The following is a 21,375-nucleotide window of genomic DNA, read 5'->3' as shown; positions in this document are numbered from 1 at the left end:
TGTCTTACTAACCGTAAGGATGGTGTTTCACATGCGTAAACCGATTATCGCAGGTAACTGGAAAATGAATAAAACGCTTAGCGAAGCAATGTCATTCGTTGAGGAAGTAAAAAATAGTGTGCCAGCATCTGATAAAGTAGATGCAGCTGTTTGTGCGTCAGCATTATTTCTAGCACCAATGGTAGAAGCAGTAAAAGGAACTGATTTAAAAATCGGTTCACAAAATGTAAGTGATAAAGATAGCGGTGCTTATACTGGAGAAATTAGTCCAGTTGCATTAAAAGACTTAAACGTAACTTATGCTATCATTGGTCATTCTGAGCGCCGTGAATACTACAGCGAGACAGATGAATTCATTAACAGCAAAACTAAAAAAACATTTGAACATGGTTTAACACCAATTCTTTGCTGTGGTGAAACGCTAGAGGAACGTGAAGGTGGTAAATTTGAGGAAGTAATTCGTACTCAATTAACTGCTGATCTTGCTGGCCTTACTGAAGATCAAGTTAGTAATTTAGTAATTGCTTATGAACCAATTTGGGCGATTGGTACTGGTAAATCTGCAACTGAAAAAGATGCACAAGAATCATGTAAGTTTGTTCGTGATGTTGTTGCTAGTCTTTACAATGAAAATGTTGCAGAAGCTGTACGAGTGCAATATGGTGGAAGTGTAAAACCAGAAAACATTAAAGAATATATGGCACAACCAGACATAGACGGCGCTTTAGTTGGTGGTGCAAGTCTAGAACCAGCTTCTTTCCTTGCTTTATTGGAGGCTGTTAAGTAATGAGTAAAAAACCAGTAGCTCTAATCATCCTTGATGGATTTGGTTTGCGTGAAGAAACATTTGGTAATGCTGTTGCGCAAGCAAAAAAACCAAACTATGATAGATATTGGAATCAGTATCCACATGCACAATTAACTGCATCTGGTGAAGCAGTTGGACTTCCAGAAGGACAAATGGGTAATTCTGAAGTTGGACATTTAAATATCGGAGCTGGACGTATCGTTTATCAAAGCTTAACGCGTGTGAATAAAGCTATTCGTGAAGGTGAATTTGAAAAAAATGACACTTTTATTGATGCTATGAAGAGCGCGAAAGAAAAAGGTAAAGGACTTCATATTTTCGGTTTATTGTCTGACGGAGGTATACATAGTCACATTAACCACATGTTTGCTTTATTAAAATTAGCTGCTGAAGAAGGCTTAGAAAAAGTATATGTTCATGCTTTTCTTGATGGAAGAGATGTTGGGCCAACAACAGCTAAAAAGTATATTGATCAAACAGAAGCAAAATTTAAAGAAATTGGTGTAGGTGAATTTGCAACAATTTCAGGTCGTTACTACTCTATGGACCGTGATAAACGTTGGGATCGCGTTGAAAAATGCTATCGTGCAATGGTCTATGGTGAAGGTCCTACCTACTCAAATCCATATGAATTAATTGAAGATTCATATGCAAATGGGATCCATGATGAGTTCGTTTTACCTTCTGTTATCGTAAAAGAAGATGGTAAACCTGTTGCAACTGTTGAAGATGAAGATTCTATTATCTTCTACAACTTCCGACCAGATCGTGCAATTCAAATTTCAAATGTGTTCACAAATGAAGATTTCCGTGATTTTGATCGTGGAACAGAGTTTCCAAAGAATGTTCATTTTGTGTGCTTAACACATTTTAGTGAAACGGTTCAAGGTTATGTTGCATTTAAACCAGCTAACTTAGATAACACTTTAGGTGAAGTTCTAGCTCAAAATAATTTAACTCAATTACGTATTGCTGAAACTGAAAAGTATCCACATGTTACATTTTTCTTCAGTGGTGGTCGTGAAGCACAGTTCCCAGGTGAAGAACGTATCTTAATTAATTCACCTAAGGTTGCTACTTACGATTTAAAACCTGAAATGAGTGCTTATGAAGTGAAAGATGCTCTTTTAAAAGAGATTGCTGCCGATAAGCATGATGTAATTATTTTAAACTTTGCAAATCCAGATATGGTTGGGCATTCAGGGAAACTTGAGCCAACGATTAAAGCGATTGAAGCTGTGGATGAATGCTTAGGAGAAGTAGTAGATGCAATTATTGCTAAAGGTGGAAAAGCGATCATCACTGCAGACCATGGGAATGCTGATGAAGAAATTACACCAGAAGGTGAACCAATGACAGCTCATACTACTAACCCAGTACCTGTAATCGTAACTGAAGAAGGTATTACTTTACGTGAAGATGGAATTTTAGGAGACTTAGCTCCTACTGTTTTAGATTTATTAAAAGTAACACAACCAAACGAAATGACTGGTAAATCACTTATTAATAAGTGAACAGTTAATATAAAAGATTTACAATAAGCGTATAGCGCATTTAAAGGAGAGATTTTATTATGTCAATGATTATTGATGTTTACGCTCGCGAAGTATTAGATTCTCGTGGTAATCCTACTGTTGAAGTAGAAGTTTACACTGAAGATGGTGGCTTTGGCCGTGCATTAGTTCCAAGTGGTGCTTCAACTGGTGAATATGAAGCAGTTGAATTACGTGATGGAGACAAATCACGTTACCTTGGTAAAGGTGTAGAAAAAGCAGTTTCAAACGTAAATGATATCTTAGCAGAAGAAATCGTAGGATACGAAGTAACTGAACAAACTGCAATCGACTTACGTATGATTGAATTAGATGGTACAGAAAATAAAGGTAAATTAGGTGCAAATGCTATTCTTGGTGTATCTATGGCAGTAGCTCGTGCAGCAGCTGACGAATTAGGTTTACCATTATACCAATACCTTGGTGGATTCAACGCTAAACAATTACCAGTACCAATGATGAACATCATTAATGGTGGATCTCATGCTGATAACAACGTAGACTTCCAAGAGTTTATGGTCTTACCTGTTGGAGCTAGCAGCTTTAAAGAAGCAATCCGTATGGGTACTGAAATCTTCCATAACCTTAAAGCTGTATTAAGTTCTAAAGGCTTAAACACTGCTGTAGGTGATGAAGGTGGATTTGCTCCAAACCTTGGTTCAAACCGTGAAGCTTTAGAAGTAATTATGGAAGCAATCGAAAAAGCTGGTTACAAAGCTGGCGAAGAAGTATTCTTAGGTATGGACGTTGCGTCTTCTGAGTTCTACAACAAAGAAACTGGTAAATACGATCTTGCAGGTGAAGGCCGTACTGGCGTATCTTCAGCTGAAATGGTTGATTTCTACGAGCAGCTTTGCAACGACTTCCCAATCCTTTCAATTGAAGATGGCTTAGATGAAAATGACTGGGATGGACATAAATTATTAACTGACCGTTTAGGTAAAAAAGTACAATTAGTTGGTGACGACTTATTCGTTACAAACACTAAAAAGCTTTCTGAAGGTATTGAAAAAGGTATCTCTAACTCGATTCTTATCAAAGTTAACCAAATTGGTACATTAACTGAAACTTTCGAAGCAATCGAAATGGCTAAACGTGCTGGTTACACAGCTGTAGTTTCTCACCGTTCAGGTGAAACTGAAGATAGCACAATTGCTGATATCGCAGTTGCTACAAACGCTGGTCAAATCAAAACTGGTTCTGCATCTCGTACAGACCGTATCGCTAAATACAACCAATTATTACGTATTGAAGACGAGTTAGGCGAAAGCGCAGTATACCAAGGTTTAAAATCTTTCTACAACTTACGTAAATAATTTAAAAATCACATCATAGACACAACAAAGTAAAAATGTATGTTAAGCAAAGCAAAACAAAACATAATCCATTATAGACACTAAAAAGAGAAGGCCCCTTACCTTCTCTTTTTTTGTGTCTTTAAAAGTAGTTTTGAAAGGTAAATAAATGAATTTTGCTATTTCTACGCAAAATATTACAAATATAGTGTATAATTTACAATTGTGTTAAAAATTTTAAAACGGAGGTATTTTTTATGTCGATTTTACAAAAACAGGATCTATCTTCTGGAGATTTACAACTTTTAAGTTCTGAAATGACTAAAAAGAAAAAATCATCAGGAACAACTTGGTTATTATGGCTTTTTACAGGTGGTTTTGGGGGACATCGCTTTTATTTAGGTAAAACTGGTACCGCTGTTGCAATGTTATTAACATTAGGTGGATTAGGCATATGGTCATTTATTGATTTATTCCTAATAAATGGAATGGTTAAAAGCACAAATGAGAAAATTGAGAATGATATCATTTCTGAAATTCGTTTAATTAAGAATGCTAAGAAGAATTCTGAAATAGCTTCAACTAAGGAATAAATTTTTATGAGTGGTTTCAACAGTAAAATTAACAAGAGAGATCTAACTTTGGAAGAACTTGGCTTCTTAGAGTCAGAAATGTTAAAAAAAATGAAAAGTAAAGATGCTGCCTGGGGTTTATGGGCTGGTCTTCATTTTTTTGGTGCACATCGTTTTTATACTGAAGACTATAAATATGGAAGTGCAATGTTTTTATCAATAATGTTACCGTTAATAGCAATTATATTTTTATTTTTTACTGATACAGTAAACTTATTATTTTATATTTCTTTATGTTTAATAGTATGCTCCTTACTATGGAGTTGGATTGATGCTTTTTTTCTGAATTCCAGACTTAATCAATTCAACGAGACTGTCGAGCAGACTATTTTGGAAAATATTAGAGAAAATAGAAATGCATAATATAAAAAAAGAAACAGGCAAAAATTTTTGTCCTGTTTCTTTTTTTATAAAGTTATTTTATTGTCTTAACTTTCGATCTCCTAGCGACCCAAATTGCGATGATTAGTGCACCTACTGTGTCTGCTACTAGGTCTGTCATTGTGTCAAAGTTTCCTCCACCTTGGGTTGTTGTTCCGATGAATTGGTCTGCGCTAAATTCATAAATTTCCCAAAGTACTCCTCCAAAAACACCAAAAGAGAGTACGTAGAGAAATATAAACCAGGCAGACATATCACTCCTTGATTGATCAGTCGTAAACTTTTCCATCAAGTCGACGGCTAAGAAGGATATTAAAGCACCACTTAATAAGTGAAGAAAGGGTGTGTCCCACCAACCTAATGAATAAAGTCCTAACATCGAACCAAGGCATTGTGAAGCGATTAAGAAAGCAAAATATGAAATAATGAATGGTAAAGTAAATCGGATTTTTAAAAATTTATCTAAAGCAAATGGAATGAGACCGCATATGATACCTCCGATTGCAATTTGATACCGATACGTATCTCCTTTTAAGAAAAAGATGACAAATAGAGCAACCATTAATATGGCATAACCAAGACTTAATATCGTTTGAAAACCTCTTTTCATTTTCCACACCTCTTTTATTCCATTTAAAAACTAAGAAATATTCATTACTAACAATTTTCCCTAATTGATAAATTCTAAGCAAAATGACATGAACTAAACTGCATAATGAAATGATGGGAAGGAATCAATAAAGGATTTCTCGAATACTTAAAAGGTTACTTTTGGTATACTATTAAAATGATTGTATTGTATATATATACTGATTAATCTGCGGTTTTATCAGTGCTAAAAAGGTCATTTAATAACATACGATAAATTAAATAGTTACTTATTACATATGAAATGAAGGGGTTAAGATGAAAAACTGGGAAGGGTTAATTTCGGCCGAAGATAGAACGAAAATTTATGTTAGAAAATTTATTCCAGATCATCCGATTGCAGTCGTTCAAATTGTACATGGTATGGCTGAACATGGGGGAGCATACGAGAAATTCATTGAATACTTAGTTCACCAAAACATTGCAGTCTATATACATGATCAAAGAGGACATGGAAAGACTGCCAAGAATGAGGATGACTTAGGTTATTTTGGAGATAAAATTGCATGGGACCAAATTGCAAAAGATATTATTTATATAACGAAAATTATAAAAGAAGAGTTGAGTGTTCCGCTTATTTTATTTGGTCATAGTATGGGCTCGTACTTAAGTAGACGAGTTGTTCAATTAGATGGAGAGCTATATGATGGGCTAATTTTATCAGGTACCGGGTTTGATCCTGGCATTTTAAGAAAGTTAGGGGTATTTTTATCAGGTTCTGAATCATTTATCATGGGTGCAAAAGGAAGAAGTAAGATATTGGATTTTTTAACATTTGGTAATTTTAATAATCATTTTAAATTTCCAAGAACTAAATATGATTGGTTAACGCGCGATGAAGCTGAAATCGATCGTTATATTAAAGATCCTTTTTGTGGATTTATTTGTTCACCGAGTTTTTATCGGGAGCTTTTAAATGGGGTTGGGATTATCCATAGAAAAGAAGAAGTAAGAAAAACGCCAACAAATTTACCTATTTATATTTTTTCTGGAAGTAAAGATCCTGTTGGTCAAAATGGTGATGGAGTGAAAAGAGTATACGAGCTCTATAAAAATTTAGGTTGTAATGATTTAACAATGAAACTATACGATGAGGGTCGTCACGAAATGCTACATGAAATAAATAAAGAGGATGTTTACCTAGATGTTAAAACATGGATAGAACAACATGTACTCTCATCTTGAAGTAAACCGTTCTTCATAGTAGAATAATAAGTAACAGTGTTTACTGTGGAGGTGAAGAAATGCATACGTTTTTATCTGTTTTATTAATTATCGTTTCAGTTCTTATGATTGTTCTTGTTTTACTTCAATCAAGTAAAAGTAATGGATTATCAGGTGCGATTTCTGGTGGAGCTGAACAGCTTTTCGGAAAACAAAAAGCACGTGGTTTCGAATTAGTTTTACAAAGAATAACAGTTGTTGTAGCAGTATTATTCTTCATTTTAACAATTGCTGTAACTTATTTAAAACTGTAATAAACTAGCTGCCTGTTAAAGGTGGCTTTTTTATTTTGGCTTGATCACAATGAAAGACGGGGTAGTACATATGAATTTCCTAAACAAATTTTATGCAGTCATCTTATCCGCGATCATGATTAGTGGAACATGGGGATGGTTTTCTAGTACGCCAGAAGAAGAGAGAGTTTATGAGTGCTGTTACACAGGAGCTTTTGAAGGATTTTTGATTTCGTTGTCAATTACATTTACCTGCTATATGATTTTTGGACTCGGGTTTGCCTATATAATTGAAGAGTTGACAAAAATGTTTCATATTAATAAGTTCATTTACTTGTTTCAATTAATAATGTATATAATTGCTGGATTTGTTGTAGCGATGATATTTGCTGTTACTCAGAGTATTGAACTAACGATGTTCTACGCACTATTCAGTGTTCCAGCTTTTTTTCTATATTTTCATGTGTTATTTTTTATAAAACTATTTAGAAATATAGTCAGCACAAAAAGAAAGAGACAACCTTAAAATGGTTGTCTCTTCTACTTTTTAGTTACTTCTTCATTTGAGCCCATTCTTCTCTACTTGGACCATAAATTCCTGGTACGACTAATCCAGCTTGTCTCATTAGTACAGTCATTTGACCTCTATGATGGATTTGGTGATTTAGCGTCATACGAAGGATTGCAAACACAGGCATATCAAAACCAAAGCAATTTTTCATTTCTTTTAAGTTTTCGTCATTCCACTGAGCTTTAGCAGCTTCCACTACTGCACTACTTACTTTTTTGTATGTTTCAGCAATTTCTTTTGCTGATCCAGGCATTTCGCCTTGGATTGTTAGGTCAATTTTTAAGCCAGATTGTGAGACGATTTCTTTAGCAGCACCAGTGACGTGCCAAGCAAGTTCTCCAAGCGAAAAATGATCTTCTTCAATTGCTTGATCAAGTGAATCGTCAGTCAACACGTTTAAATATTTTAAAGTACCTTCTGCCTCGTGTGTCCACTCATTAATAAATTGGTCAACGCTAATAAACATAAAATGCCTCCTAATGATTCTTATGTAAATACAAAGTTATTATAGCCTCAATTATCATTAAATCATAAGCATAAAGAGAAAAAAACTCTTTATTGGTAAATAATGCAAATGAAAGGTAAAATAAAAGAACGCTTCCTAGTAAGGGTAATCTATTAAGGAAGAGTAATGCAAGTTTGGCTCTAAGATGTATTTTAGAATGAATATTGAAACTTATTAGTATATAAGATGTAAAAATAAATGAATCTAATGAAAAAAGGATAGAACAGTTTTGGAGTGAGTATAAATGAAAGTAACAATGCCTAAGCCTTTCACATTTGAGGGTGGAGAGCGAGGAGTTTTATTATTACATGGTTTTACAGGGCATTCAGCCGACGTTCGAATGCTAGGTCGCTATTTAGAAAAACGTGGTTATACATGTCATGCACCGCATTATAAAGGGCATGGTGTACCACCAGAGGAGCTTGTTCATACTGGACCAGAGGATTGGTGGCAAGATGTGATGGAAGCTTACCAATTTTTAAAGGACCGTGGTCATGAAAAAATTGCTGCAGTAGGTTTATCTCTAGGTGGAGTTTTTGCACTGAAACTAGGCTACACAGTTCCATTAAATGGTATTGTGACAATGTGTTCCCCAATGTACATAAAAAGTGAAGAAATAATGTACGAAGGTGTTCTTGCATACGCTGCTGAGTTTAAGAAACGAGAAGGTAAAGCACCTGAACAAATTGAAATAGAAATGGAAGAGTTCAAAAAAGCACCAATGAAAACATTAAAAGAACTTCAAGGGCTAATAAAAGAAGTTCGTGAAAATGTAGACACTGTTTACGCACCTACATTTGTAGTGCAATCCAGAGTTGATGCAATGATTAATACAGATAGTGCAAATATTATTTTTAATGAAGTTCAATCTGATCAGAAAAAATTAAAATGGTATGAAAATTCAACACATGTCATTACGCTTGGACAAGAGAAGGATCAATTGCATGAAGATGTCTTAGCGTTTCTTGATGATTTGGATTGGTAGAATCATGTTATTCTGGACAAACTTAAAATAAAAGACCCCTAACCGGATTGGTGAGAAAAGGAGGGAAATATATATGCAAGATTTTCAACAATGGAAAGATAAGTTATTAACTTTAATGAAAAGTGAAGACTATAAGCCTTTAAATATTCAAGGGCTAGAAGACGAATTACAATTAACTGATGCTGTAGATTTTCGTGAAGTGGTTAAAGCGCTTGTCACATTAGAAGATGAGGGTTTCATTGTCCGTTCACGAAATAATAAATACAGTTTACCTGAACAATCAAATCTAGTAAGAGGTAAACTTACTGGTCACGCACGTGGTTTTGCATTTGTAATTCCAGAGGAAGCGGGAGCAGAGGATGTATTTATTTCGCCTTCTGACTTAAATGGTGCACTACACGGAGATGTTGTTTTAGCAAGAATTACGAAAGAAAAAAGTGATGCACGTCGTGAAGGCACAATCGTAAAAATTCTTGAACGTGGTCAAACGAAAATGGTTGGTACGTTCCAAGCACAGAAAAACTTTGGATTTGTGATTCCTGACGATAAACGTTTTGGTAGTGACATATTTATTACAAGAAGTAATTCACAAGGTGCAGTTGAAGGGCACAAAGTAGTTGTAGAACTAACTCAATTCCCTGAAAACGGCAAAAATGCAGAAGGAATCATTGTTCAAATCCTTGGGCATAAAAACGATCCAGGTGTAGATATTCTTTCAGTCATTCATAAGTTTGGATTACCACAGGAATTTCCTAAAGAAGCAATGGATCAAGCAAATGCTGTTCCTGAAGATATTGATGAAGCAGATATTGGTACTCGACGTGATTTACGAGATCAACAAATTGTCACGATTGACGGAGCTGATGCGAAAGATTTAGATGATGCAGTTACAGTTACAAAACTAGAAAATGGACACTATAAGCTTGGCGTTCACATTGCTGACGTCTCTTATTATGTAACAGAGAATTCTCCAATTGACCAAGAAGCTTATGATCGTGGAACAAGTATTTATTTAGTTGATCGAGTGATTCCGATGATTCCTCACCGACTATCAAATGGTATTTGTTCTTTAAATCCACAAGTTAATCGATTTACTCTTTCTTGTGAAATGGAAATTGACCAAAAAGGTGATGTCGTTAAACACGAAATCTTCGAAAGTATCATTAAGACAACTGAACGTATGACATATAGTGATGTTAACAAAATTCTAGATGAAGCAGATGTCGAGTTACGTGAGCGTTATGAGCCATTGGTACCTATGTTTGAAGAGATGGCGCACTTGGCAAGCATTTTACGTAAACGAAGAATGAATCGTGGAGCAATCGACTTTGACTTTAAAGAAGCGAAAGTTCTTGTAGACGCTGAAGGTCATCCAGAAGACATTATTTTACGTGAACGTTCGACAGCAGAGAAATTAATTGAAGAGTTTATGCTAGTTGCGAATGAGACGGTAGCAGAGCATTTCCATTGGTTAAATGTTCCGTTTATGTATCGTGTTCACGAAGATCCTAAAGAAGAAAAACTACAACGTTTCTTTGAGTTCATCTCAACATTTGGCTATACAGTAAAAGGTGCTGCTAATGATGTTCATCCAAGAGCATTACAGCAAGTACTTGAAATGGTACATGGTCAACCAGAGGAAACAGTTATTTCAACTGTTATGCTACGTTCAATGAAGCAAGCGAAGTACGAAGCAGATAATTTAGGTCACTTTGGTTTAGCAGCGGAGTTCTACACGCATTTTACTTCACCAATTCGCCGTTACCCAGATTTAATTGTACATCGTTTAATCCGTACTTACTTAATTCAGGGTCAAATGAATGATGATACGAAGCGTCAATGGGATGATAAACTGCCAGCAATTGCTGAACACGCATCAAATATGGAGCGTCGCTCTGTAGAAGCTGAACGCGAAACCGATGATTTGAAAAAAGCAGAATTTATGCTTGATAAAATTGGCGAAGAGTATGAAGGAATTATTAGCTCAGTTACTAACTTCGGTATGTTTATTGAATTGCCAAATACGATTGAGGGTCTTGTTCGTGTAGCTGATTTATCGGATGACTACTACAATTATGATGAACGTCATTACGCGATGGTTGGGGAAAGAACTGGTAAGATCTTTAGAATTGGCGATGAGGTTTCTATTCGAGTAGTCAATGTAAATAAAGAAGAGCGTGCAATTGATTTTGAAATTGTTGGTATGAAATCAAATAAACCTCGTCGAAGTGGTGGAAGAGGACCAGTGAATCGAGATGGTGGCACTTCAGGTGGCCGAGGTAGAGGTCGTGGAAGAGGACCAACAGATCGAAGTACTGATCGCAATAGAGGTGGTAGTTCACGCGGTAGACGTGGAGGAGATAGTACCACAACTTCATCAAGTGAAGAAAAAGACAATGGCAGAAACGGGAAACCTCGTAACAAACGAGATGATCGTTTTAACCCAACAAAAAGTAAAAGTAAAAAGAAAAAACCTTTCTATGATAAAGTAGCAAAAGGGAATAAGAAGAGATAATAGAAGCATGCTCTTTTCTTAAAGATTGTTGTTTTGAAAGACAGAAGTTGATTACAACGGAAAGGGAGCAACCTGAAGTTGTAATCAACTAACGCATACATAAACAGCAACAAAGGGTAAGAAAACAGTCAAAAAATAAAGCAGTGGACAGATGAAATGTTCACTGTTTTATTCTTTTTGATTACGACCAAGAGCGGTCCTATGTACATAGAATATAGTTTCATTTTATGGTAAAATAAGTAAGGATAGTGAGGTGTTTTAAACATGCCAAAAGGTGAAGGTAAGGTTATCGCGCAAAATAAAAAAGCTTATCATGATTATTTTATTGAAGAAACGTATGAGGCGGGTATCGTACTACAAGGTACTGAAATAAAATCATTACGTGCTGGAAAGGCTAATTTAAAGGATTCATTTGCTCGTGTTCAAAACGGTGAAGTATGGCTTCATAATATGCATATTAGTCCGTATGAACAAGGTAATCGATATAATCATGAACCATTACGTACAAGAAAGCTTTTACTTCATAATAAAGAAATTGTGAAATTAATTGGTTATACAAAAGAAACTGGTTACACATTAGTACCTTTAAAAATCTATTTAAAAAATGGATATGCAAAGTTATTACTTGGGTTAGGTAAAGGTAAGAAGCAATTTGATAAACGCGATGATTTGAAGAAAAAAGAAGCAAAACGTGAGGTTGAACGAGCGTTCCGAGATCGTCAAAAAAGTTAATTGGATAATAGTTGAAGCTTTTCCATTCTCTTTAACTATTAACAACAATTGTTAATTGCAACTGATGTCGAATGTGCTATAATAAGTTTGTAAGTTAATGAAACACATAAATGAGCACGATGATGTGCAGATTTTATAGATTATGAAGCTAAGCTTTTGTTTAGTGCTTCGTAAGTCACTCATAGCCACGAAGACTGAAATAATGTCGAGTGTGCATTTTATATGGGGACGTTACGGATTCGACAGGGGTAGTTCGAGCTTAAGTCGCGAGTCGAGGGGTCGGCCTCGTTAAAACGCAAAAGCCTATAACTGGCAAAAACAACAATTTCTCTTTAGCTGCTTAATTGCACTAAAGGCTCCTCCTATGTATCGCCCATGTGCATAGCTTAGAGGGGTTCACTCATTAGTGGGCTACGCCGGACCTCACCGTCTGAGGGGAAAGGAAGAGACTAACCAGACTAGCTACTAGGAAGCCTGTCAATGGGCTGAATAGTATGCGAAATGCGAATATATTGACTACACTCGTAGAAGCTTAAGTGCCGATATTTCTGGACGTGGGTTCGACTCCCACCGTCTCCACCAATACATACTGTTGGTGGTTTTTTTATGTCAAAAACTCGGTTTTAATAGTTGAAAGCTACTTTAAAATTTTTTAATGAATAAATATATGATAGATAAATGGGCTATCCGTAAAATGAAAATTTACGATAGCCCAATTTTTTTTGAAGAATTTATAATAATGATCTATTCTAAGTTTCTCAGTTATTACAGCATATATATCTGGTGTGGAGGACTGTATGGATATATTTATAGTTGGGTAAAAAACATTTTTACTTATCTACTTTACAACTTCACTACTTAGTGTTACGATATACAGGTACTAAGTAATACAGAATATATGTAATACTAAATAGTTGATAATGTTTATAAAATTTTTTAAAAAAATAGGTTCACATTTTAACTACTCAGTAATACAATATACTATTACTAAGTAACACAGAATATCAGTAATGCTAAATAGCTGAAAAGAGTTATATAAAAAGGTGGCTTATTAAACCCTTGCTCCGTAAGTTATTTAGAGTTTTATTAATCGCTACTCAGTGATACTGAATATCCGTGTTACTAAATAGCTATACTAAAAAGAAATTTAATTTATATATATAAGGAGGTGTATACCATGGAAAATTTAACAGAAATGCTTAAAGGTTCATTAGAAGGTTGTGTACTGGAAATCATCAGTCGAGGTGATACTTACGGCTATGAGATTACTCGTCGCCTTAATGATCTAGGATTTACAGAGGTTGTCGAAGGTACAGTCTACACCATTTTGGTTAGGCTGGAAAAGAAAAAGCTGGTGAATATTGAAAAAAAACCATCTGAAATGGGACCGCCTCGTAAGTTTTATTCATTAAACGAAGATGGACACGAGGAATTAAAACAATTTTGGGGAAAATGGGATTTTCTTTCATCAAAAATTAATATCTTAAAGGGGGAGAAATAATTGAAGAAATTTATAGAGTTAATCATTGGAGATTTAGAAAGTAAGAAGGAATACAAAGCATTTATGAAAAAAGTAAATTCGCTACCGAAGGATTACGCTTTTGTGTTCAAAAAAATTCAAAAGTACATGTGGAATTTCGGATATGGCTTTGGTGAAGAAATCATCAATTTGTATGAATTGTTTGAAGCTAGTGCAGCAGAAGGTAAGCATGTATTAGATGTTACTGGGGAAGACGTGGCAGCATTTGCCGACGAGTTGATGTCTCTTTCAAAGTTAGATGGTGAAGAATCTGGGATTAAATTAGGAGAGCAAGTTGAGTTGAAAAAAGAAATTGAGAGTAGAGTAGAACAGCAAGTAAAAATATGGACGAATAAAAATAAATAGGGGGTTTAATACAATGGTAAATTTCATCAAAAAGATACTAAATGACAAAAAAGAATATAAAGAAATGATGGCGCGTGTCGAAGCTTTGCCAGGAGACTATCCAGAAGCCTATAAAAAAATCTGCAATTATATGTGGACTTTCTCTGCCGGTAGCGGCATGGATATGCTAAGAATCCAGTATGATCTCATCGACTTGTTTGAAGATGGTGCGGCAGATGGAAAAGACGTTTTGGAAATAACAGGTGAAGACGTGACAGCATTCGCTAATGGACTGATCGAACAAGCGAAAAGATGGGATGATAAGTTACGTAATAATTTGAACAAAAGCATTTTAGATCGTGTGGGTAAAAAAAAATAAGCGTAGAAGAATCTATGTAGAGAAAACCAGTTGTTGGCGACTTTTTAGAACGCGCCTTCAGCATTATATAGGGAGGGGAACAATTATGAGTAATACAGCAATTTCAGTGAAAGGGCTTGAAAAATCTTTTAAAGATCATGAAGTTTTAAAAGGTGTAGATTTTGAAGTGAAAAAAGGCAGTGTTTTTGCTCTTCTAGGGTCAAACGGTGCCGGTAAAACAACTATCATTAAAATTTTAACTACTTTACTCAAAACTAATAAAGGTGAGATTGAAGTTTGCGGTGCAAATCTTCGAACAAATCCAGAGCAAGTGCGTGAGAAAATCAGCCTGACTGGGCAAAATGTGGCCGTAGATGATATTTTAAGCGGACGAGAGAATCTTGACTTAGTTGCAAAACTTCGTCATTTACCAAATCGAAAAGAAGCAGTAGAAGATAGTCTGCGTCGCTTTGATCTTTTGGAAGCCGGTGATCGAGCTCTTGCCACTTATTCAGGTGGGATGAAAAGACGCTTGGATTTGGCTATGACTGTGCTTGGCTCCCCTGAACTTGTTTTTCTTGATGAGCCGTCTGTAGGGCTTGACCCTGAAGCACGTTTGGCTTTATGGGATGTGATTCGTGATATGGTGAAAGCTGGTATTACTGTTTTTCTCACTACTCAATATTTAGAAGAAGCCGAACAATTAGCTGACCGCATTGCCATTTTGCATGAAGGAAAAATTATCGTGCAAGGAACAATGGAAGAACTAAAAGCAATTCTTCCTCCTAAAAAAGTAGAATATGTGGAAAAACAGCCGACACTTGAGGAAATTTTCCTGGCTGTCACTGTCAAGAAAGGGGCGGAATAACATGAGTAAAGAACATTTAATCAGTGATACAATGACCATGAGCACAAGGGTGATGAAGCATTCCCTTCGTAGTGTAGATACAATTATTACTACAATCCTTACACCTATTATGTTGATGCTTGCATTTGTCTACATTTTCGGTAGTGCTATGACAATGGATAAAGCAGAGTATGTTAATTTTATCGTACCAGGTGTACTGCTAATGTGTATTGGAATGGGGATTTCCTACACAGCGGTAAGGGTGAATATGGATATGACAAGAGGGATTTTTGACCGTTTCCATTCCATGCCAATCGCCAAATCTTCAATTTTAGGAGGGCATGTAATCTCAACTTTGCTATTAAACTTATTATCAGTTGCTGCTGTGATTCTCATTTCTTTTCTGATGGGATTCCGTCCACACGCTAATTTTGTGGAATGGTTGTTAGCGATAGGTATGATACTAATTACTATTTTCGCTTTCACTTGGATGGCGGTAGCATTCGGACTTATGGCTAAGTCTTATGAAGGTGCAAGCGTGTTTTCTTATCTGTTAATGGGTCTAATGTTTGTCAGTTCAGCCTTTGTTCCAACAAATAACATGGGTAGTAAACTTAGAGCTTTTGCCGAAAATCAACCGATGACACCACTTGCCGAAAGTGTGCGTTCACTTTTAGCTGGGCAACCAAATTATGGTGACCTTTTAACAGCAGTAATATGGTTAGTGGGAATTGGGATTTTGTTTTACTTGATATCGATGAAGGTGTACAAAAAACGAATGAAATAGATTGCTTAAGTACGGGTTGGAGATTTCATTCAGTCTGTACTTTTTTTATTTCGAATAAATTATTATTTTTGTATATCTTTATCCTACTAGTAATATCACGGGAATATGCAGTAAAGTCTAAAAGATATAAAAAAACCATCATTCGTAGTTTGAATACTACGCAATGATGGTTTTTTCAAATACATTATCCGATTTGTTTATTAGCTTTTTTTTCATCAACCCAAGCTTCTAAATGTTCACGACCTGGTAGTTCAGAAATAGAATCTGCATGGAAGACTGGATCTAAACCTTTTTTCTTTTGAGCGATATAGTCCATTAAGAGAGCTTTAGCAACTTTAGATAGACGCGTAATTGCATATAAGTTCACTAAAACCATTAGTCCCATAAAGATATCAGCTAAAGACCAAATTAATTCGGCACTATATAATGCTCCGAATAATACCATTCCAATTACAGCAAAGCGATATAGGTAAATTGTTTTTTTGCTATTCTTCATGAAACTGATATTTGATTCACCATAGTAGTAGTTACCCATAATTGTACTTAAGGCAAATAAGAATACAGAAATAGATACAAATGTTGCTGCAAAGTCACCTAGACTTACACGTAATGATTCTTGTGTTAAAGGAATACCTGTTAACTCAGAAGTTTTGTAAACACCTGAAACTAATACGATCATAGCAGTAGATGAACAGATGATAAATGTATCTACGATTACGCCTAAAGCTTGAATAAAGCCTTGTTTTACAGGGTGAGTAACATCAGCTGTAGCTGCTGCGTTTGGAGCAGAACCCATACCTGCTTCGTTCGAGAATAATCCACGACGAATTCCATGAAGCACAGCAGCACCCATTACACCGCCAAACATTTGTTTGAAAGTAAATACACCCTCAGAGAAAATTGCACCGAAAACGTTAGGTAAGATATCAAAATTAGCAATCATTACCCATAATGCTAAAACTATGTAAACACCAGCTTTAATTGGTACTAATACTGTAGAGAATTTTGCGACTGAGTGTACTCCACCAAAAATGATGATAGCAGTAATAATAGCAAGTACAATTGCAGTAGTTGACGTACTGATGCCAAATTCATTGTCAATTGAAGCAGCAATTGTATTGGCTTGTACAGCATTAAAAATAAGACCAAAAGATAAAGTAATTAAAATACTAAAGATAATGCCAAGCTTTCTATTTCCTAAAGCTTTTTCCATGTAATAAGCAGGTCCACCGCGCCAAGAATCACCATCTTTAACTTTGTAAACCTGAGCTAGCGTACTTTCTACGAAAGCAGAAGCAGAACCAATCAGTGCGATTAGCCACATCCAAAATACTGCACCAGGACCACCTAATGCTACTGCTGTTGCAACACCGGCAATATTACCAGTACCAATACGAGCAGCCATCCCAATCATGAATGCCTGTAATGATGAAACAGTTTTTTTGTCTTTGTCTTTATTCTTACGACCATCCCCTAATAGACGTACCATTTCAGGGAAAAATCTAATTTGTAAGAAGCCTAAATAAACTGTTAAGAATAAGCCGATTGCAACTAAGAAAATTACAATTAATTTGGCCCATAAATAGTCATTTAGTACTGAAATAAATTCTGTCATGAATTTCATCTCCTTGTTGTAAAATTTTTGCAAAAATAGCAATACTAATGATTATAAAATAAGTTAGAGCATTCTGTAAAATGAATTTTGTGAAAAAATACTGATATATCAACGATTATTTCAATTAGAAGGGAAATGTAATGGCAGTTCTTTAGTATATCCCTATAACATATCTTGTGCAAAAAAGAAAATAATCTACTAAGTCTAAAAAATAAAATATTTATTTAATAATCAACATAAGAAGTCCTCGATAACTCAATTATCTTAAAGAAAAAGCTATCCAAGAATAATGGAATAGCTCTTTTTGTGTTGTGTATAAAAAAGAATGATAAATAAATGAAATGTGATAAGATAATGATAGCAATCAACACTGATATTTTAATAATATATCACGAGTTGGAGAAAAAATAATTCTAGGCATATAGACTTAACAAAAAGTTTGTTTTAACATCTAATAATTAGCTATATATTTATAAACTTGGTATAGTTTTACTAGTTTTTTTAATAAAAGACTCAATTCAATTTTACAGATGGAGTAAATAAGGATGCCTCATGAATTAATATTTTATGTGTTGGTTATTATATTTGCAGGTTCATTAAGTCTATTTTTATCGTTATATGCTCATCTTAATCTAAAAAATGCGCCCGGTGCGAAGCAATATATTGCTGTAACCATTTTATCTACTATTTTTACATACTCGTATGTATTTGAGTTGTGTAGTAAGTCTTTAGAACAAATAAAATTTTGGTTAAAGATTGAGTATTTAGCAATGCCATTTATTCCAGTTTTTATCTTGTTGATGTGTTTAGAGTACATAGGAATCAGGTTAAAGAATTGGATTTACTATATTCTATTTATACCCCCAATTGTTACAATCTTTATGCATGATACAAATGATCTTCATCATTTATATTACAAATCGTTTAGTTTAAATAGCGAAATTCCTTTTCCAATCGTAAAACTAGAGTATGGTCCATTTTTTTATGTCCATTCAATTTTCCTATTTTTATGTCTAATGATCAGTATGATTATGTTATTTGTTCGTTTAAGAAAAGCTGCTGTTTTTCGGTTTAAAATACAAATATTTATGATGATAGCTGGTTTGATCATGCCAATCGCTGCAAATCATTTCTATTTAAATGGATTAAGCCCTTATGGAATAGATTTAGGTCCTGTTTCTATGAGTATTTCTTTTTTATTTCATGGTTCAGCTCTGCTAACTTTTCAAATGTTTAATGTAGCACCAATAGCGAGAGATACGGTATTTGAAAGTATGAAAGACGGTGTAATCGTTTTAAGTCAAAATAATAGAGTGGTGGACTATAATCATGCAATGAAGGATGTTTTACCTATTCTAAATAAACACATGATTGGTAAACCGATTGATGACATTTTATGTGACCATCATTATTTATTTGAGCTAATTCAAAAAGGACAATCTTGTGATTGTGAATTGTTAATAAATAGCCAAAACATCCATTACAATATTCGTTTTGCACCAGTTCTGAATAAAAACGGCATCACTGTTGGACAGATTCTTACCTTCACTAATATAACGGAAAGGATCTATTTACTAAAAAAATTAAAACGTCTAGCAAGTATAGATGGATTAACTCAAATATTTAATAAATCATTTTTTATGAATAGATATGAAGAGGTTTATAATGAGCTAAAAGCTATGGGAGAGAATATTGCAGTTGTAATGTTTGACATAGATCATTTTAAAAATGTTAATGATACTTTTGGTCATGAAGTGGGAGATATTGTATTATCGAGTGTTGCTAAATTAGCAAAAGATCATTTAAGGAGTTCAGATCTTATAGGACGATATGGCGGAGAGGAGTTTGTTATTTGTTTGCCAAATACAAATATTCTTGAAGCATATAAAATGGCTGATCATATTCGAGAGAAAATTGCTGAATGGAAGACAAACATAAATGATGAAGAAATACAGGTAACGTCAAGTTTTGGGGTAACGTCTACGCAATTTTTGATCGGAGACGAAATTAAAACGATGCAATCTTTGATTAGAGAAGCAGACCAGGCACTTTATGTTGCGAAGAATGGTGGCAGGGATCGTGTTGAGATGTTTGAACAAGTTCATGAATATTCACATTAGTTAAAATAGAACTAATCATTAGAGAAGTACTACCATTTTAGAATTCGGTAGTACTTTTTTTGATATAGACTTTATATAAGTCCGCAAAGAACTGTCGTAATGCAATGTTTCACCAACGTCTGTGGAACAAGCAACATGGGGTAGTGAAATCACCGTCTTTTTTCACAGAGGTTATGGTTTAAAATTACTGTTTGACAGAAAAAAGTGATTCATGATATATTTATCTCGAATTCAAGATATCTTGAATTCGAGATATTTTTTACAACCCGTATTCAAGTATGGATAATGAAACAAAATATAAATGGATCGAACGTAATGTTCAGTAGGAGGAAAAATATGAACGGTTTAAAAGGAATCCATCATGTAACAGCCATTACAAGTAGTGCAGAAAAAAACTACGAATTTTTTACGTATGTATTAGGAATGAGATTAGTTAAAAAAACAGTAAATCAAGATGATATTCAAACATACCATTTATTCTTTGCAGATGATAAAGGTAGCGCAGGAACAGATATGACATTCTTTGATTTTCCAGGTATTCCAAAAGGAGTGCATGGAACTAACGAAATTTCAAAAACGTCATTCCGTGTACCAAGTGATGAAGCAATTGAATATTGGTTAAAACGTTTTGATCGATTAGAAGTAAAACATACTGGGATTAAAACACAATTTGGTAAAAAGACTTTATCTTTTGTTGATTTTGATGATCAACAATATCAATTAATATCAGATGAAGACAACACAGGTGTTGAATCTGGTACACCATGGCAAAACGGACCAATTCCTTTAGAGTATGCGATTACTGGATTAGGACCGATCTTTGTACGAACTGCCCATTTCGACTATTTTAAAGAAGTACTAGAAAAAGTTATGTTATTTAAAGAGATTGATAAAGACGGTTCAGTTCATTTATTCGAAGTAGGAGAAGGTGGAAATGGTGCACAAGTAATCGTTGAGTATAATACAATTTTACCTCAAGCGATCCAAGGTTTTGGAACTGTACATCACACTGCATTCCGTGTAGAGGATCGATCTGTTCTTGAAGAGTGGATTAAACGCTTCGAATCTTTCAAATTCCCAACTTCTGGGTATGTAGATCGTCACTTCTTTGAATCATTATATGTAAGAGTTGCGCCACAAATTTTATTTGAATTTGCAACAGATGGCCCAGGATTCATGGGGGATGAACCTTATGAAACGCTAGGAGAAAAATTATCATTACCTCCATTTTTAGAATCAAAACGAACTGAAATTGAAAGTATGGTTCGTCCAATTGATACTGTTAGAAGTACGAAGGAATTTGTAAAAGAATAACCTCTTTAATAGATAAAAAAGAAAACACTCATTAATATTTGAGTGTTTTTTTTTGTTTTTTGAACAATGAAATTTTTTCACCATATTTTCACCATTGGTCTTTATTATTCTACTTATCAAGAATGAAAGGAGGGAAAATGAAAGAAAAAGTGAAGGAAGACTATTTAAATGCCAATGCAAAATCAATTGATGATGTAATCAAAAAACTGAAAAATAGTGAAAATGTTGAAATCAAAGATAAAGAACTGAAACAAGAACTATCTACAAAAGAAACCGAATAAAACAAGTAATAACGAAAAACACCTTTTGAGAAAGAGTCCTCAAAAGGTGTTTTTGTTTCTATAGTTCACTTAGGCAGCACATTTAAAGGTACTTTCAAGCTCTACCA

General features: G+C 34.6%; 22 protein-coding genes and 1 other RNA gene. 20 read left to right on the top strand and 3 right to left on the bottom strand.

From position 1 onward, the window contains the following. The first annotated feature begins 31 nt into the window (after nt 1-31). From tpiA to CAB05_RS13895, 5 genes are all read left to right on the top strand, one after another. On the top strand, nt 32-787 hold the full coding sequence (tpiA, locus tag CAB05_RS13915) for a triose-phosphate isomerase (protein WP_088000753.1): 756 nt from the start codon (nt 32-34) through the stop codon (nt 785-787). Beyond that, nucleotides 787-2,322: a 2,3-bisphosphoglycerate-independent phosphoglycerate mutase gene (gene gpmI, locus CAB05_RS13910; protein ID WP_088000751.1), complete on the top strand. Its 1,536-nt coding sequence runs from the start codon at nt 787-789 to the stop codon at nt 2,320-2,322. Before tpiA ends, gpmI begins: the two co-directional genes overlap by 1 nt. A 59-nt stretch (nt 2,323-2,381) precedes the next feature. Next, nucleotides 2,382-3,677, top strand: coding sequence for a phosphopyruvate hydratase (gene eno, locus CAB05_RS13905; RefSeq protein WP_088000749.1), 1,296 nt, complete (start codon nt 2,382-2,384; stop codon nt 3,675-3,677). A 236-nt stretch (nt 3,678-3,913) separates the two neighbouring features. After that, nucleotides 3,914-4,249, top strand: a complete 336-nt coding sequence (locus CAB05_RS13900) for a TM2 domain-containing protein (protein ID WP_088000747.1) — start codon at nt 3,914-3,916, stop codon at nt 4,247-4,249. 6 nt (nt 4,250-4,255) lie between these two features. Beyond that, nucleotides 4,256-4,651 carry a TM2 domain-containing protein gene (locus tag CAB05_RS13895; RefSeq protein ID WP_088000745.1) on the top strand — a complete coding sequence of 132 codons (396 nt, stop codon included), beginning with the start codon at nt 4,256-4,258 and terminating at the stop codon, nt 4,649-4,651. Between the two features lie 52 nt (nt 4,652-4,703). Here the strand turns inward: CAB05_RS13895 and CAB05_RS13890 are convergent, their stop codons facing one another. Continuing rightward, nucleotides 4,704-5,279 (bottom strand): DUF2238 domain-containing protein, encoded by a 576-nt coding sequence (locus CAB05_RS13890; protein ID WP_088000743.1) that lies wholly within the window; start codon nt 5,277-5,279, stop codon nt 4,704-4,706. Nucleotides 5,280-5,575: 296 nt separating this feature from the next. On the opposite strand from CAB05_RS13890, the gene CAB05_RS13885 reads away from it, so the two are divergent. From CAB05_RS13885 to CAB05_RS13875, 3 genes are all read left to right on the top strand, one after another. Then, entirely contained in the window at nt 5,576-6,502 is a 927-nt protein-coding gene (locus CAB05_RS13885; protein WP_088000741.1) for an alpha/beta hydrolase, read from the top strand. Nucleotides 6,503-6,561: 59 nt separating this feature from the next. Then, the gene (secG, locus tag CAB05_RS13880; RefSeq protein WP_088000739.1) at nt 6,562-6,795 is read left to right on the top strand and encodes a preprotein translocase subunit SecG; all 234 of its coding nucleotides are present in this window, start codon (nt 6,562-6,564) and stop codon (nt 6,793-6,795) included. Between the two features lie 70 nt (nt 6,796-6,865). Further along, nucleotides 6,866-7,300 (top strand): hypothetical protein, encoded by a 435-nt coding sequence (locus CAB05_RS13875; RefSeq protein ID WP_142283106.1) that lies wholly within the window; start codon nt 6,866-6,868, stop codon nt 7,298-7,300. A gap of 25 nt (nt 7,301-7,325) precedes the next feature. Here CAB05_RS13875 and CAB05_RS13870 read toward each other — a convergent pair whose 3' ends face one another. Next, nucleotides 7,326-7,811, bottom strand: a complete 486-nt coding sequence (locus tag CAB05_RS13870; protein WP_088000735.1) for a DinB family protein — start codon at nt 7,809-7,811, stop codon at nt 7,326-7,328. 283 nt (nt 7,812-8,094) lie between these two features. Here CAB05_RS13870 and CAB05_RS13865 point away from each other — a divergent pair, with 283 nt between their 5' ends. From CAB05_RS13865 to CAB05_RS13825, 9 genes are all read left to right on the top strand, one after another. Continuing rightward, entirely contained in the window at nt 8,095-8,835 is a 741-nt protein-coding gene (locus CAB05_RS13865) for an alpha/beta hydrolase (RefSeq protein WP_088000733.1), read from the top strand. Between the two features lie 73 nt (nt 8,836-8,908). Beyond that, nucleotides 8,909-11,350, top strand: coding sequence for a ribonuclease R (gene rnr, locus CAB05_RS13860; RefSeq protein ID WP_088000731.1), 2,442 nt, complete (start codon nt 8,909-8,911; stop codon nt 11,348-11,350). A gap of 264 nt (nt 11,351-11,614) precedes the next feature. Further along, the gene (gene smpB / locus CAB05_RS13855) at nt 11,615-12,082 is read left to right on the top strand and encodes an SsrA-binding protein SmpB (protein ID WP_088000729.1); all 468 of its coding nucleotides are present in this window, start codon (nt 11,615-11,617) and stop codon (nt 12,080-12,082) included. A 224-nt stretch (nt 12,083-12,306) separates the two neighbouring features. Continuing rightward, nucleotides 12,307-12,664: a transfer-messenger RNA gene (gene ssrA, locus CAB05_RS13850) on the top strand. A 595-nt stretch (nt 12,665-13,259) separates the two neighbouring features. Then, nucleotides 13,260-13,583, top strand: coding sequence for a PadR family transcriptional regulator (locus tag CAB05_RS13845; protein ID WP_088000727.1), 324 nt, complete (start codon nt 13,260-13,262; stop codon nt 13,581-13,583). Further along, entirely contained in the window at nt 13,584-13,967 is a 384-nt protein-coding gene (locus CAB05_RS13840; protein WP_088000725.1) for a DUF1048 domain-containing protein, read from the top strand. A 13-nt stretch (nt 13,968-13,980) separates the two neighbouring features. Then, nucleotides 13,981-14,325, top strand: a complete 345-nt coding sequence (locus CAB05_RS13835) for a DUF1048 domain-containing protein (protein ID WP_088000723.1) — start codon at nt 13,981-13,983, stop codon at nt 14,323-14,325. Between the two features lie 85 nt (nt 14,326-14,410). Continuing rightward, on the top strand, nt 14,411-15,172 hold the full coding sequence (locus CAB05_RS13830; protein WP_088000721.1) for an ABC transporter ATP-binding protein: 762 nt from the start codon (nt 14,411-14,413) through the stop codon (nt 15,170-15,172). A gap of 1 nt (nt 15,173) precedes the next feature. Next, complete coding sequence (locus CAB05_RS13825) at nt 15,174-15,938, top strand: ABC transporter permease (protein ID WP_088000719.1); 765 nt, start codon at nt 15,174-15,176, stop codon at nt 15,936-15,938. 184 nt (nt 15,939-16,122) lie between these two features. Here CAB05_RS13825 and CAB05_RS13820 read toward each other — a convergent pair whose 3' ends face one another. Continuing rightward, nucleotides 16,123-17,562, bottom strand: coding sequence for an alanine/glycine:cation symporter family protein (locus CAB05_RS13820; protein ID WP_088000717.1), 1,440 nt, complete (start codon nt 17,560-17,562; stop codon nt 16,123-16,125). A gap of 536 nt (nt 17,563-18,098) precedes the next feature. Here CAB05_RS13820 and CAB05_RS13815 point away from each other — a divergent pair. From CAB05_RS13815 to CAB05_RS22155, 3 genes are all read left to right on the top strand, one after another. Next, nucleotides 18,099-19,673, top strand: coding sequence for a histidine kinase N-terminal 7TM domain-containing diguanylate cyclase (locus CAB05_RS13815; protein WP_088000715.1), 1,575 nt, complete (start codon nt 18,099-18,101; stop codon nt 19,671-19,673). Between the two features lie 336 nt (nt 19,674-20,009). After that, nucleotides 20,010-20,987, top strand: a complete 978-nt coding sequence (locus CAB05_RS13810; protein WP_088000712.1) for a ring-cleaving dioxygenase — start codon at nt 20,010-20,012, stop codon at nt 20,985-20,987. Nucleotides 20,988-21,124: 137 nt separating this feature from the next. Continuing rightward, nucleotides 21,125-21,268, top strand: coding sequence for a hypothetical protein (locus CAB05_RS22155; RefSeq protein ID WP_158093274.1), 144 nt, complete (start codon nt 21,125-21,127; stop codon nt 21,266-21,268). Nucleotides 21,269-21,375: the final 107 nt, after the last annotated feature.

It is taken from the genome of Gottfriedia solisilvae, from assembly GCF_002128405.1.
GTDB lineage: Bacteria > Bacillota > Bacilli > Bacillales > Bacillaceae_G > Gottfriedia > Gottfriedia solisilvae.
This window is presented reverse-complemented; position numbering and strand designations above follow the sequence as displayed.

Coding starts and splice junctions, on each gene's coding strand:
- eno (WP_088000749.1), top strand. CDS start 2,382: ATGTCAATGATTATTGATGTTTACGCTCGCGAAGTATTAGATTCTCGT.
- CAB05_RS13810 (WP_088000712.1), top strand. CDS start 20,010: ATGAACGGTTTAAAAGGAATCCATCATGTAACAGCCATTACAAGTAGT.
- gpmI (WP_088000751.1), top strand. CDS start 787: ATGAGTAAAAAACCAGTAGCTCTAATCATCCTTGATGGATTTGGTTTG.
- CAB05_RS13820 (WP_088000717.1), bottom strand. CDS start 17,562: ATGAAATTCATGACAGAATTTATTTCAGTACTAAATGACTATTTATGG.
- CAB05_RS13875 (WP_142283106.1), top strand. CDS start 6,866: ATGAATTTCCTAAACAAATTTTATGCAGTCATCTTATCCGCGATCATG.
- CAB05_RS13835 (WP_088000723.1), top strand. CDS start 13,981: ATGGTAAATTTCATCAAAAAGATACTAAATGACAAAAAAGAATATAAA.
- rnr (WP_088000731.1), top strand. CDS start 8,909: ATGCAAGATTTTCAACAATGGAAAGATAAGTTATTAACTTTAATGAAA.
- CAB05_RS13815 (WP_088000715.1), top strand. CDS start 18,099: ATGCCTCATGAATTAATATTTTATGTGTTGGTTATTATATTTGCAGGT.
- CAB05_RS13900 (WP_088000747.1), top strand. CDS start 3,914: ATGTCGATTTTACAAAAACAGGATCTATCTTCTGGAGATTTACAACTT.
- CAB05_RS13885 (WP_088000741.1), top strand. CDS start 5,576: ATGAAAAACTGGGAAGGGTTAATTTCGGCCGAAGATAGAACGAAAATT.
- secG (WP_088000739.1), top strand. CDS start 6,562: ATGCATACGTTTTTATCTGTTTTATTAATTATCGTTTCAGTTCTTATG.
- CAB05_RS13865 (WP_088000733.1), top strand. CDS start 8,095: ATGAAAGTAACAATGCCTAAGCCTTTCACATTTGAGGGTGGAGAGCGA.
- CAB05_RS13895 (WP_088000745.1), top strand. CDS start 4,256: ATGAGTGGTTTCAACAGTAAAATTAACAAGAGAGATCTAACTTTGGAA.
- CAB05_RS13870 (WP_088000735.1), bottom strand. CDS start 7,811: ATGTTTATTAGCGTTGACCAATTTATTAATGAGTGGACACACGAGGCA.
- smpB (WP_088000729.1), top strand. CDS start 11,615: ATGCCAAAAGGTGAAGGTAAGGTTATCGCGCAAAATAAAAAAGCTTAT.
- CAB05_RS13890 (WP_088000743.1), bottom strand. CDS start 5,279: ATGAAAAGAGGTTTTCAAACGATATTAAGTCTTGGTTATGCCATATTA.
- CAB05_RS13845 (WP_088000727.1), top strand. CDS start 13,260: ATGGAAAATTTAACAGAAATGCTTAAAGGTTCATTAGAAGGTTGTGTA.
- CAB05_RS13825 (WP_088000719.1), top strand. CDS start 15,174: ATGAGTAAAGAACATTTAATCAGTGATACAATGACCATGAGCACAAGG.
- CAB05_RS22155 (WP_158093274.1), top strand. CDS start 21,125: ATGAAAGAAAAAGTGAAGGAAGACTATTTAAATGCCAATGCAAAATCA.
- CAB05_RS13830 (WP_088000721.1), top strand. CDS start 14,411: ATGAGTAATACAGCAATTTCAGTGAAAGGGCTTGAAAAATCTTTTAAA.
- tpiA (WP_088000753.1), top strand. CDS start 32: ATGCGTAAACCGATTATCGCAGGTAACTGGAAAATGAATAAAACGCTT.